A 13,102-nucleotide genomic window follows, 5' to 3' on the forward strand; every position below is an offset into this window, starting at 1 on the left:
TCGTGCAGCGCGGCAGCGTGGGCATCTTCGGCTCCGGCCTGGACACCCGAGGCGCGGACTACACCGCCATCTTCGCGCGCGCCACCGAGGTCAACGCCGGGTTGTGGGCCAACTACCTGAAGCTCGTGAACGGCGCCAACACCGTGGACGCCGCCACGCAGGCGCCCACGGGGTCCGCCACCCCAGTGGGCGAGCCCCCGCGCTTCCTGCTCGATGTCGCTCACCTGGGCGGCATGTACGCCAATCACATCTTCCTCGTCGGCACGGAGAAGGGCCTGGGCGTCAACAACGAAGGCGTGCTCTCCAGCGCGGCCAGCAACCTGGAGCTGCACGCCGACGGGCGCCTCGTCAACAAGGGCGCGCTCATCGCTGGCGGGAACCTGAACGTGAAGGTGCAGGCGCTGCACAACGGCGGTCGCCTCTACGGCGACCAAGTCGCCATCGCCGCCGAGCAGGTGGTCAACGAAGAGAACGCCGTCATCGCCGCGCGGGAGCGACTCAGCATTGCGGCGCAGGACACGATCAGCAACCAACGCGGCGCCCTCATCCTCAGCACCGGCGATATGGCCCTCTCGGCCGACCGGGTGGAGAACCGCTCCGCGCGCATCGAAGCCCTGGGCGATCTGGACATCGACGCCCGGGTGCTCATCAACGCCAACGATCACTTCGAGACCGAACTCGTCGCCGGCAGCCCCACCCCCTACGTGCGCCTGCGCCACGAAGGCGTGGACTACGCCAGCGACGAACTCGGCCTGAACTTCGGCTCGCTCACCGACTACGCCGACGACCCCGACGCGCGCGTGCTGCTGCCCTCGCCCGACTACCCCTTCGCCGAGTACCCCGCACTGGCCAGCGCATGGGCTCAGCCCCGGGGCGGCTCGCCCCGCAGCTTCCAGATCGAACGCAGCCGCACCTACACCGTGCAGTGCCCCGAGTGCGGCGACCCCGGCCTCACCGTCAACGACACCTACGCCCCCGATCACCCCATCTGGGCCCGCCTGGGCGTGGCCTCGCCAGGGGCCGCCCCCAGCTACGCGGGCCCCGACTGCACCGTCGAATTCGCCAACTGCAGTCCCGCCCATCAGCAGGCCCACCAGGCCTGGCTGCAGCAGAGCGAGCAGTACGCCATCCACAAGAGCGAGCGCCAGGACGCCCTGGACGAGCGCATCACCGCTTACAACGCCAGCGTGGCCGCGCGCACCCTGCGCGACTGGACGGTGATCGACGCCAGCGAGACCCGCCAGGAGCCGCGCGTGCTGCACAGCGAGCCGGGCCAGATCGCCGCTGGCGGCGATCTGCGCATTCAGGCCCGTGAGGCCATCAACGACAAGAGCCAGATCCTCGCCGGTGGCGCCCTCAGCGTGCTGGGCACCACCCTGGACAACCGCGACGCCAGTGTGCTCGCGCGCAGCGAGATCAGCGGCCAGGCCGTCTATTCCTACTACGAGGAAGACTGCTCGCTGTGCCACGACGACCGCCGCCACGAGTACGCCGCCTACAGCGCCGTGGTGGAGCACGAGGTCAGCCTGAGCGTGGCCAGCGCGCGCGAGTACGCCCCCGGCGCCAGCACGGCCCCGCCCGTGGCCTTAGACAACACCCTGGACAGCGCCCTGTTCCAGGCCGCGGCGAGCCCAACGGCCACCTACCTCATCGAGACCGACCCGCGCTTCACGGACCCGCGCCAATGGCTCGCCTCCGACTACCAGCTCGCCGCACTCAACATCGATCCGGCCAGCGTGCACAAGCGCCTGGGCGACGGCTTCTACGAACAGCGCCTCGTGCGCGAGCAGATCGCCCAGCTCACCGGCCAGCGCTTCCTGGGTGACTACACGAACGACGACGCCCAGTACCTGGCCCTGCTCACGGCCGGCGCCACCTTCGCCCGGGCGTTTGAGCTGCGCCCGGGCATCACCCTGACCCCCGAGCAGGTGGCCGCGCTCACCAGCGACATCGTCTGGCTCGAAGCCCAGGAAGTCACCCTGCCCGACGGGACCACGCACACCGCCCTGGTGCCCCGGGTCTACCTGATGCCCCGTGAAGGGGATCTGAGCCCCAAGGGGTCCCTGATCGCCGGGCGGCAAGTCCACCTCGACCTCCGCGGCGACTTCTTCAACGGCGGCAGCGTCGCCGGGCGCGAGCTGGTGCTCATCGACGCCAAGGGCATCCGCAGCAGCGGGCGCATCGGCAGCGAGGGCACCACGGCACTCAAGGCCGAGCAGGACATCGACGTGCGTGGTGGTGAAGTCGAGGCCCGCGACGCCCTGCTGCTGGACGCCGGGCGCGACATCGTCGTGGCCAGCACCACCCGGAGCAGCACCACCACGGCGGGCGACAGTACTGTCGAGCGTACCGTGCTCGATCGCAAGGCCCGCCTGGTGGTAACCGGCGAGGCCGGCGTATTGATCGCCCAGGCCGCTCAGGACATGAGCCTGCAGGCGGCCGAGGTGGTGAACCAGGGCAGCGGCCCCAGCGTCCTCGTTGCCGGCCGCGACCTGCTGCTGCCCACGGTGAGCACCGGGGGCACGGACGACATCCACTGGAGCGCCGACCACCGCCAGAGGACCGAGCGGCGCGAGGACATCGGCACCACGATCCAGGCCAATGGCGACGTGACGATGTTGGCCGGGCGCCACCTGCTCGGGCGCGCCGTGGACATCGACGCCCAGGGCGACGTCGACGCGCGCGCCGCCGGCGCCCTGCTGCTCGAAGCCGGCGAGCGCCGCCTGAGCGTGGACGAGCACCACCGCGTGCGCCACGGCGACAGCTTCAACCGCAAGACCGTCACCGAAGACCTCACGCTGCGCGAGAGCCAGGCGATCCCCAGCGAACTGAGCGGACGCAATGTGACCCTGCTCGGTGGAGCGGGCGTCTACACCGAAGGCACGCGCATTCGCGCCGAAGAGAACGTGGACATCGACGGGGCCGGCACCACCGTGCTGGGCGCCGCGCAGGACCAGCGGATCAGCGAGCGCCACATCGAGGTCGAGCGCCGGGTGAGCGGTCTGGGTGGGTCGGGCGAGGAGCTGCACCGCAGCGACACCACGATCGACGCCCTGCGCGCGCGCAGCACCGCGCACGGCACCGACATCCGCGCCGGCGGCGAGATCCGCGTGGGCGTGGGCGAGCGCACCGAGCTGCAGGGCGCGCGGCTGCAGGCCGAGGCCATCCGCTTCGAGCGCAGTGCGCTGGGGCAGCAAGGCGCTGCGCAAGGCGGGCGGGACAGTGCGCATGAAGGCGCTCCAGACGATGTGCCAGGCGAGCTGATCCTGGGTGCCACTGTTGACCGCGACCTCGCCAGCGTGGAGCGCCACAACGAGAGCGACCGCGTCTGGCAGTCCATGAGCAGCCAGGGGCACGAGCACGAGACGCTCAACGCCACCGAGCTGCACGGCAAGGTGAGCATCGACGAGACGCTGCGGGTCGGGGTGGATGTGGGCATTGAGGAGGGGGTGGCCACCCAGGCGGATGCGCGCAGCGACGACGCACCTCCGCCCGGTGGGGGTCTCGGCAGCGTGGCCCTCGCGAGGATCGGTGGTGAGGGCGGTGAAGCCAGGTCGCAGGCCTTGCGCCAACAGATTCAGCAACTGTCCACTCAACCCGGCCTGCAGTACCTGGCCGAGCTGAGCCAGCGCCCCGACGTCGACTGGCGTGCCATCGAGCTGGCCCGGCGCGAATGGGACCACGAGGCCCAGGGACTCACCGGCGTGGGCGCGGCCTTGCTCATGGCGGTGGTGGCGTACTTCACCATGGGCATGGGCACTGAGCTGGCCATTACCGCCTCCGGTGGCACCAGCAGTGCCACCGCCGCAGCCCTCACCACCACCACGGCCACGGGCGCCACCGTCTACACGGCGGCGGGCGCGGCCATCAACGCCGGCTTCACCACCCTGGCCGGCACGGCGGCCGTGAGCTTCGTCAACAACGGCGGCGACCTCTCCGCCGTCTTCAAGGACCTGGGATCGAGCGACGGCGTCAAGCAACTCCTCGTGTCCATGGCCGGCGCCGGGCTGGTGCAGGGGCTGAGCGACAACCTGAAGTTCTCCGGCAAGGCCCTCAAGGACATCGGCCTGAACGATGGCATGGGAGCCTACTTCGGCAAGCAGTTCATCGAACACGCGGGCCGGGCCAGCGCCAACGCGCTGCTGCTGGGCACGCCGCTGGACAAGGCGCTCGAAGGCGCGCTGGTGAGCAGCCTGCTGAGCACGGGCACGGCCTTCGGGGCGGACGCCATCGGGGACCTGGGCGTGCCGGATGGCAACGGCGGCGTCACGCTCAATGCGGCGGGGCGGCACATGCTGCATGCGCTGCTGGGGTGTGCCTCAGGCGCGGTGCAGGCAGGCCGTGAAGGCTGCGCGGCCGGGGGCACAGGCGCGCTGCTCGGCGAACTTGTCGCGGCCTGGTTCAACCCGGACGGCACACGCAACCAGGCCGAGACGCTGGCGTTTGCGCAGCTCATCGCGGGCCTGGGCGGCGCCCTGGCCTCGGGCAGCGCCGAGGGCGTGGCCATCGGTGCCACGGCCGGGGGCAATGCGGCCGAGCACAACTACCTCAACCACAGCCGCACCAGCATGCTGCGCCTGTCCGAGGTGGAGCAGTACGAGCGCGCAGCCCGTGAATGTGCGGGCGGCGACGCGAGCGCCTGCGGCCGACGCGATGCACTGGCCGAGCTCTCGCGAACGCGCGACCGCGAACTGCAATCGGCCTGTGCCGGCGCCACGCCCGCGCTGTGCAACAGCAAGATCGCCGAGGCCCGCTCGATGGGCAACGCGGTCCATGGCAGCGACGGTGGGGTCAATGGCCAATACGTCTGGGCCAACAGCCCCAAGCCGGGCTTTGCGCTGAACGTGGCGACGGCGGGCGAGGTTCAGCCCTCAGCCGCGCTGCGCCAGAACTTCCACGTGCAACTGGCGCAGAGCACCTCGCAGGGTGTGTTCCTGCTGCTGCCCGGGCCCGAGGACGTGGTGGTGGGCGCGCTGCTGCTCAGTGCGCCGGGCAAGGTGCTGGCGGAGGTGGTGCTCGAAGGCGGACACAAGCTGCTGCGCTTTGCGGATGGGACGACGGCGCGCGTGGGCAGTGAGGAGGCCAAGCTGCTGGCGCGGGCTCGCATCGACAACAACGTCGGCGCCGAGATGCCCGGCTACGGCGGGCACGCGGTGCGCGACTTCCAGCCGGGGACGACGCACCGCGCGGAGGTGATCAACGCGGGGCAGGTGACGGATCGGGATGGGCTTCCCCGGGTAGATGAAGTCAAAACGACGAGTGATCGGGAACAGGGATTCAACCCGAGAAGCTGGGAGACTCAGCGACCCGCTTGGCGGGAAGGAACAATAGTGACGGACCGGGTTGTGACTGAACCGGAGGTGTATCGGATGGTTGTTGACGAACAGAACTATCAAAGAATCGTCAACGCAGTCGGTGATGGAAAGCCTGAAGAGGTGGGAAAAAATATGGGCTCTTGGGCGACTAAGGACCAAATTCGAACTGCATCGGATGTTCGCAAGAACTTGGCAATCAGCAGCGAGTGGAAAGGGAGGAACGGCACGCCAATGTATGTAGTTGAGTTCACTGTCCAGCCGGGCGTTGGCGTGCGCGAGGGGACGGTAGGACCAATGTTCGATTCCAAGATCGGATCCGTACTTCCAGGCGGGGGACATCAAGTTCAATTTATGGCAAATGCTCCTCATACATCGCCCGAAAACTTTGTCGTCAACTTGTCTCGTTCGGGGAGGATTCAGCCATGACGGGACGGATCGCGAAGGTAGTGCTGATGAAGGCAGGGGCCGATGGCTCCCTTGCTAGGTGGGTTATAGATGGTGGAGATGAACCTGCGGATGTTCGCGCGAGAGTGCTCGAAGGTCTTAGAAGACCAACGCGGACCGTTCGAACTGAACTGGACCTTGATGATGGGCAAGTGGTCCGTCTTCCGTTCAAGGATTTTGCCTACCTCCTCCCCGATCGCAGCGGCGTACTCGCCATTTTCATGCATGGCAGCTATACGCACCCCGACGGCAGCGACGTTTTTCCCTATCCCAATAACGCCGCCATCTTCAATGCCGATGGCAGTTTGAGGTTTCAGTTAAAGGTCGTGGATCCACGCGTTCACCACATCGATTGCCTGCACGGCGGAACGCTACCTGAGAAATTCGAAGGCATGCTGGGCGTGTTGGTGGCGTACTCAGAAAATGATACGCCAGCGTGGGCTTATGCCGTCAACTCTGAGCACCCCGATCTGATCGACGCGATGCAGTGGGTCAGGTATTGAGTCAGAGGCGATTGACACTGATGACGTGTCTTCGTTCTGAAGACATCAAGCCATGATCGATCTATGTCATCGGGTTCGACGTTAAGCCCGGGACAGGTCTGCGCGAGGGTCAAGTCGGCCCCATGTTTGACAAGAACACCCGCACAACACTTCCCGGTGGAGGGCATCAAGTCCAGTTCCTGGGAACATCTCCATATCTGATGCCCGACGCATTTGTCATTGATCTTTCTCGTGCACGGAAGGTCGCGCCATGAATTCGTCGCTGGTGCATCAGGTAAGTCTTCTTTGGGAGGGTAGCGACGGCGCTCAGGCGAGCGTCATCAGCCAGCGAAGCTCGCTGGACGCCATCCAAAGCTGGAGGGAGGTGGATCGACTCATTCCACCAAAACGTCAACTGGAAACCGCGCTAGTCCTGGACGACGACACCTATGTCCCATTGCCGTTCTGTGATCTGGCATGGATCCTGCCCGATCTCACCGGTGTACTCGTCATCTTCAAGCCCGGCAGCTACACCCATCCCGACGGTGGCGACATCTTTCCGTTTCCCAACCACGCCGCCATCTTCAACGCAGACGGCCGCCTGCGTTGTCAAGTGCGCTTTGCAGGTGCGCCAGAGCGAAGCGCGAGCTACGTCATTGGGCTGCCATTCACGCGAACGATTACTCACAAGGAATTGCCTATCGGTCGCCGAGGTGAGCCGATTGACCCCCCAATCGTGCAGTTCGGTGTGCTGGTTGGAACACAGAAGCATCCTCCAGAGAGGTTCTATGTGTTGAATACCGAGACTGGTGAGTTAACAGATGGCCTGTTCAGTGTTCCGCGCTGAAGGCAGGAAGCGGAAATGAGGCGAAGCAGCAGGACAACTTGGCTTGCCAGTACCTTTGCGCTGCTGCTCTGCAGCCCGCTGCAGAAGCTTGGTGGATGGGCGACGCGCGATCCCATCAATGGCATTGGTGACGTTCGATCCAGTCTCGCTATCAGCAGCGAATGGAAAGGTCAAAGTGGAGCTCCCATGTACGTCGTCGAGTTCACAGTCAGGCCGGGCGTTGGTCTTCGAGAAGGAACGGTGGGGCCCATGTACGACAAGCAGGCCAGCAGCCTCCTGCCCGGCGGTGGCCATCAAGTGCAGTTCATGGACAACGCACCATTCTCTTCACCTTCCAGCTTCGTCATTGATCCATCGTCCCTAAGAGAGCTGAAATGACCGGACAGAAGATCTCAAAAACGCTGCTCGTCAAACAAGGTGCCGGGGGCGAACGAGCGCAAGTAGTTGTTGATGGAAGCAACGAAGATGGTGAGTTGCGTTGGGCGGCTGTGAAGGCTCTAAAGCCACCAAAAAAGGAAATTGAAGCCGCGCTGATCTTGGACGATGGCACCTATGTCTCCTTTCCATTCTGCGAGTTGGCATGGATCCTCCCTGACCGCACTGGCGTGCTTGTCATCTTCAAACCTGGAAGCTACACCCACCCCGACGGCAGCGACATATTCCCTTGTCCCAACAACGCTGCGATCTACAACGCCGACGGTAGCATCCGTTGCCAAGTGCACTTTGCGCAGGGATCAGAGAGAAGCGCGAGCTACGTCATCGACCTACCTTTTACGCGCACGATCACGCACAAGACCATGCCAATCGGTCGCCCAGGTGAGGCGATTGACCCTCCCATCGTTCAGTTCGGTGTACTGGTTGGCACCAAGGAGCATCCTCCCGAGAGCTTCTTTGTGCTGAACACCGAGACCGGCGAGTTAACTGACGGCTTGTTCAGCGTCCCGTACTGATGGACACAACTCCCCCACAACGATCCTCATTTCGTCCAGCAGCAATTCATGAGAACAATCTTCAAATCCTTCCTCATCATCGTGGCGGTCTTGTCGCTGTCCGCTTGTGCCAGCATCTCGCGCTCCGAATTCGCGGGAGATGTGCGCCATTCCGACTTGCGTACGGCTGCGCTGAGCACGAAGCCAATAGGGCACGTCGAGTACGGAAACGGCAGGAACATCAAGATTGGAATGAATTCTCCTTTGATGGTCGGGGAGAGTCTCAAAGGAAGATTCGAAGTCGTCTCCCTACAAGGCGTCCGAGGACAGCCCTACGCCCTCACTGTGCTCGCCATTTGCGATTGCCTCGGTTTTCGGAAGTGGACGGTCGTGCCAGATGCCTACTTGCTGGACCATGAAGGCACGATGATCGCCCAGGGCACGATCATCTCGCCTACCCATCGCCACATCACCGGCGTGTTCCCACGGGACGGGGAATACAAAGTTCTTGTGCTGGCTGATGCCATCCACGAAGGTGAGAAGGTCGGTTCGATTCGCGCATGGTTGCCGGGGGGCGGCCTGACATCAAGCTTCCTCGACATTCCCAAACGGTCGCATCCAACGGGCATTGTTCAGGTCAGCTATCCGAAGGCAGCGTCATAGTCTCGCCCGCACCGGCCCATCGCCACTCGATGCAACTTCACCAATGGTGTAGCCCGCTTCACCAGAAACCTCGCCACCGCCAGCGTCGCCGTGCAGCGCTTGAAGGTCGACGTTGACGTTCGATTGCTTGGGGTGCCCGACGCATTCCCCCGTGGGGGATGGTGCATTCATCAAGAAGCGGCAACGGCGATGTGGGAAGACTGCCGAGGTTCAAGGGATAACGTATGCGGGCAGCGCCCTGGGCGTGACCCTCGGCAGCACGGCCTGGTGAACTCCTGAAATTTGGCCCGGACAGCTACACCGCGCTGGCGGCGGCTCCATCCGTGGGCGCGTGCGCGCGCGGATCGTCGGGCGGTGCGGTCACGATCGAGTCGAGCCGGGGATCGGGCGTGCGCAGGCGCGCCACATCCGGCCGCGGCCGGCGAAGCCGCGGATCGCTGGCGAAGGCGCGCTCCATCGCCGCGGCGGCCCCCAGCAGCGCCAGGTCGCCCCGAAAACGCCCCACCACCTGAAGGCCGAAGGGCATGCCGTTGTCGTCGCTACCGCAGGGCAGGGCGAGCGCGGGGTGGGTGGTGAGCGTCACGACATAGGTCAGCGCGAGCCAGCGGTAGTAGTTGTCCTGGGCGCGGCCGTCGATTTCGGCCAGGTGCGGCTGCGTCCAGGGGAAGGGCGATACCGGCGTGGTCGGCGAGAGCACGAGGTCGTAGCCCTCGGTGGCGCGCTGGAACCGGGCGATGAGCCGGGTCTGCTCGGATTGCGCCCAGGCGGTGTCGGCCAGGCCCATGCGCGCGCCCATCTCGTAGTTGGCGCGCGGGTTCGGGCCCAGGCTGGCCGGGTCTTTGTCGTAGGTGTCGCGCAGGCCGGCGACGAAGGCCTCGGCGCGCAGCACGTCGAAGCAGCGGTGCGCATCGCCGAGATCGAAGCGGACCTCGTCGCAGGCGGCGAACAGAGGCGCCATCGCGGCGATCTTGTCCCGCAAGGCGCGGCGCATCAGGGGGTCGACGTCGCAGAGGCCGAAGTCTTGCGTCCAGGCCACGCGCAGGCGCGACAGGTCCACCTCGGCCGGGCGCAGGAAGGCCAGCGGGTCCAACGGGTGCGACAGCGGATCACCGGGGTGCGGGCCCGCGCTGGCCGCGAGTTGCAGGCAGGTGTCGCCCAGGTCGCGCCCCATGGGGCCGACCACCGAGATGGGCGAGAACCCCAGGGGCTTGCGCGCGTTGGGCACCACGCCGGGCGAGGGGCGCAGGCCGACCACGCCGCACTTGGCCGCGGGGATGCGCAGCGAACCGCCGGTGTCCGAGCCGGTGCACAGCGGCAGCAGGTCCAGCGCCAGCGCGGCGGCCGAGCCACCGGAGGAGCCGCCCGCGTTGAGGTTGGGGTTGAAGGGGTTGCCGGTGGCGCCCCACACGGGGTTGCGGCTGTTGGCGCCCGCGCCCATCTCGGGCACGTTGGTCTTGCCCACCACGATGGCGCCCGCGCGGCGCAGGCGCGCCACCAGCTCGATGTCGGTCGATGGCACGTGGTTGCGCAGGCTGGGCGCGCCCATGGTGGACAGCAGGCCCTGCGTGGGCTCGAGGTCCTTCACGCCCAGCGGCAGGCCGTGCAGCAGGCCCAGGGGCTCGCCGCGCATCACGGCCCGCTCGGCCGCGCGGGCCTCGACGCGGGCGCGCTCGAAGCAGGTGGCGGTGATGGCGTTGACGAAGGGGTTGAGCCGCTCGATGCGCGCGATGCAGGCCTCGAGCAGCTCCACGGGCGAGAGCTGGCGCGCGCCAATGAGGCGCCGCAGTTCGACGGCGGAGGTGGCGGTCAGCTCCGTGGGCGTGGGGTGCTGCATGGGGTGGCGGTTCAGTCGGCCTGGATGTTGGCGCGGCGGGCCACGGCGCGCATCAGCGGCAGTTCCTTGTCGATCTGCGCCACCGAGGCCGCGGCGTTGCCGAAGCGCGGCTCGGCGCCCTGGGCCTGGAACGCGGCCTTGGCGTCGGGGCTGGCCATCACCTTCGTCAGGGCCTGTTCCAGGCGCGCGCGCACCGGGGCGGGCGTTCCCTTGGGGGCGACGATCATGATCCAGGTGTCGGCGTCGATGTCCTTGTAGCCGGCCTCGGCGAAGGTGGGCACGTTGGGCAGTTGCGAGGAGCGCTGCGCGGTGGTCACCGCGATGGCCTTGACCTTGCCGGCCTTGAGCTGCGGCAGGGCCGCGGTCACGGTGTCCAGCGAGAAGGGCACACGCCCGCCGATCAGGTCGGTCATGGCGGGGGCGCTGCCGCGGTAGGGCACGTGCAGCAGCTTCGCGCCCACGGACTGCAGCACGATCTCGGCCGCGAAGTGCGAGGTCGTGCCGCTGCCGAAGGAGGCGTAGGAATACTGCTCGGGCCGCGCCTTGATGGCCGAGACGAACTCGGTCACGGTGTTGATCGGCACGTCCTTGTTGGCCAGCAGGATCAGGGGGATGCGGCCGACGATGGCGATCGGGTCGAAGCTGTTGACGGGGTGGTAGGGCAGCTTGTCCTTGATCGCCGGGTTGGCCGTGAAGGTGGAGCCCGAGCTGATGAGCAGGGTGTAGCCGTCGGCGGGGGCCTTGGCCACGAAGCCCGCACCCACGGCCGAACCCGCGCCGGGGCGGTTGTCGATCACCACCGGCTGGCCCAGCTCGTCACCCAGGCCCTTGCCGACCAGACGGCCCAGGGTGTCGGCGCTGCCGCCGGGCGGGAAAGGCACCACCAGCGTGATCGGGCGGCTGGGGTAGGCGGTCTCGGCCAGCGCGGGGGCGGCGGCGGGCACCAGCAGCCAGGCGACCGCCAGGGCCGCGAAGGCGCGGCGGCCCGAACGCGGGGAGAAGAGGAGGGTGTCGGTCACGGGCGGGCTCCTGGGTGGTGGGCGGATGCGAACGCATGCTAGGAAGCCTGGACCTGTGCCGCAACACCAACAACAAGAATGTTTCGTTGCCATTACGGCAAAGCTTCATTAGGCTGACGGCGCATGACCCGCCGTTCCACCGCCCGCCGGGCGCCCGCGCGCCGCTCCATCAACCAGGCCGTCCTGCAGGAGGTCTCGCTCAAGTACTTCATGGCCGTGGTGCACTCGGGCTCCGTCACCGAGGCGGCCGAGCGCCTGGGTGTCGTGCCATCGGCGGTGAGCCGGCAGATCGCGCGGCTGGAGCGCGAGCTCGACACCCTGTTGTTCGACCGGCGCTCACGCGGCATGGCGCTCAACGCGGCGGGCGAGCTGCTGGCGGTGCACGCGCGCCGCGCCTGGCTCGACATCGAGCGCGTGACGGAAGACATCCTGGCGCTGCGGGGCCTGCGCGCGGGCCAGGTGCGGCTGGCCGCCACCGAAGGCTTCACCTTCGAATTCCTGCCGACGCTGATCGCCGGCTTCCAGGCCCAGCGCCCGGGCATCGGGTTCTCGCTCGACATGGGCTTGCAGGGCGAGGTGGCGCGCCGCGTGCGCGAAGGCGAGGTGGACATCGGCGTCACCGTGGGCATGGCCTCGGAGCGCAGCCTCAGCGTGGAGTTGCGCCACCCCTCGCCGGTGCTGGCCGTGATGCGACCCGGCCACCCGCTGGCCGCGCGCCGCCAGCTCTCGCTGGCGCAGGCGCTGGCCTACCCGCTGGCCTTGCCGGCGCCCACGTCCACGCTGCGCCAGTTGCTCGACATCAGCTGCAGCCGCCAGGGCCTGCACATCGAGGCCTTCTTCACCAGCAACCACCTCTACCCGTTGGTGAACTACGCGGCGCAGACCGACGCCGTGACCTTCTGCGGCGAGACCGCCCTGCGCCAGCACCTGCACCAGGGGCTGGTGCACGCCGTGCCGCTGCGCGACCGCGAGATGAACGAGCGCCACTTCGAGGTGCAGACGCTCGCGGGTCGCCAGTTGCCCGATGGCGCGCGCGCCTTCGTCACCCACCTCAGGGACGCCCTGGCGGACGAGTCATGAGCTGTCCTTGCCGCAGCGGCAATGCAGGGTTCACGCCAGGCGATGGGGGTGGCGCCGAGCTGCAAGGAATAATGTCCGCACCGATTTTTCAGAGGCCTTCATGACCGCTCCTGTATCGCTTCCCCTGTCCAAAGCCCGCGTGTTGCTCGTGGTGGCCTGCGCGCGCGCATGAAGCCCGCGGTCATCGTCCTCGGCGCCGGCATGGTGGGCGTGTGCACCGCGCTGCACCTGCGCCAGCGCGGCCACGAGGTCACCCTGATCGACCGGCGCGAGCCGGGCCGCGAAACCTCTTACGGCAATGCCGGCATCATCCAGCGCGAAGCGGTGGAGCCGTACGCCTTTCCGCGCGACTGGGCCATGCTCGCGCGCGTGGCGATGAAGCGCGGCGCCGACGTGAACTACCACCTGGGCGCGCTGCCTGCGCTGGCGGGGCCGCTGGGGCGCTACTGGTGGAACTCGCGGCCCGCGAGGCACCGGCGCATCGAGGCC

Annotated in this window: 10 protein-coding genes; 8 read left to right on the top strand and 2 right to left on the bottom strand. The window is 67.2% G+C overall.

Going from position 1 to position 13,102, the window contains the following annotated elements:
• From VLG41_RS10830 to VLG41_RS10855, 6 genes are all read left to right on the top strand, one after another.
• The coding region (locus VLG41_RS10830; RefSeq protein WP_325349407.1) for a DUF637 domain-containing protein at nt 1–5,741 on the top strand (5,741 nt) is incomplete at its 5' end.
• The gene (locus VLG41_RS10835; RefSeq protein ID WP_325349408.1) at nt 5,738–6,262 is read left to right on the top strand and encodes a hypothetical protein; all 525 of its coding nucleotides are present in this window, start codon (nt 5,738–5,740) and stop codon (nt 6,260–6,262) included. The genes VLG41_RS10830 and VLG41_RS10835, both read left to right, overlap by 4 nt.
• A gap of 250 nt (nt 6,263–6,512) precedes the next feature.
• The gene (locus tag VLG41_RS10840; RefSeq protein WP_325349409.1) at nt 6,513–7,088 is read left to right on the top strand and encodes a hypothetical protein; all 576 of its coding nucleotides are present in this window, start codon (nt 6,513–6,515) and stop codon (nt 7,086–7,088) included.
• Nucleotides 7,089–7,274: 186 nt separating this feature from the next.
• On the top strand, nt 7,275–7,466 hold the full coding sequence (locus VLG41_RS10845) for a hypothetical protein (RefSeq protein ID WP_325349410.1): 192 nt from the start codon (nt 7,275–7,277) through the stop codon (nt 7,464–7,466).
• Nucleotides 7,463–8,038, top strand: a complete 576-nt coding sequence (locus tag VLG41_RS10850; RefSeq protein WP_325349411.1) for a hypothetical protein — start codon at nt 7,463–7,465, stop codon at nt 8,036–8,038. The genes VLG41_RS10845 and VLG41_RS10850 overlap by 4 nt, the downstream gene beginning before the upstream one ends.
• Nucleotides 8,039–8,086: 48 nt before the next feature.
• A complete protein-coding gene (locus tag VLG41_RS10855; RefSeq protein WP_325349412.1) occupies nt 8,087–8,680 on the top strand; it encodes a hypothetical protein in 594 nt (197 codons plus the stop codon).
• A gap of 295 nt (nt 8,681–8,975) precedes the next feature.
• Here VLG41_RS10855 and VLG41_RS10860 read toward each other — a convergent pair whose 3' ends face one another.
• Together VLG41_RS10860 and VLG41_RS10865 are read right to left on the bottom strand one after the other, a co-directional pair.
• Nucleotides 8,976–10,514 carry an amidase gene (locus VLG41_RS10860; protein WP_325349413.1) on the bottom strand — a complete coding sequence of 513 codons (1,539 nt, stop codon included), beginning with the start codon at nt 10,512–10,514 and terminating at the stop codon, nt 8,976–8,978.
• 11 nt (nt 10,515–10,525) lie between these two features.
• Nucleotides 10,526–11,533, bottom strand: coding sequence for a Bug family tripartite tricarboxylate transporter substrate binding protein (locus tag VLG41_RS10865; protein ID WP_414652481.1), 1,008 nt, complete (start codon nt 11,531–11,533; stop codon nt 10,526–10,528).
• A 123-nt stretch (nt 11,534–11,656) separates the two neighbouring features.
• Here VLG41_RS10865 and VLG41_RS10870 point away from each other — a divergent pair, with 123 nt between their 5' ends.
• Nucleotides 11,657–12,613, top strand: coding sequence for a LysR family transcriptional regulator (locus VLG41_RS10870; protein WP_325349414.1), 957 nt, complete (start codon nt 11,657–11,659; stop codon nt 12,611–12,613).
• A 168-nt stretch (nt 12,614–12,781) separates the two neighbouring features.
• Nucleotides 12,782–13,102 (top strand): FAD-dependent oxidoreductase (locus VLG41_RS10875; protein WP_325349415.1); only part of this gene is annotated, 321 nt, incomplete at its 3' end.

It is taken from the genome of Hydrogenophaga sp. (assembly GCF_035481345.1).
Taxonomy (GTDB): Bacteria; Pseudomonadota; Gammaproteobacteria; order Burkholderiales; family Burkholderiaceae_C; genus Hydrogenophaga.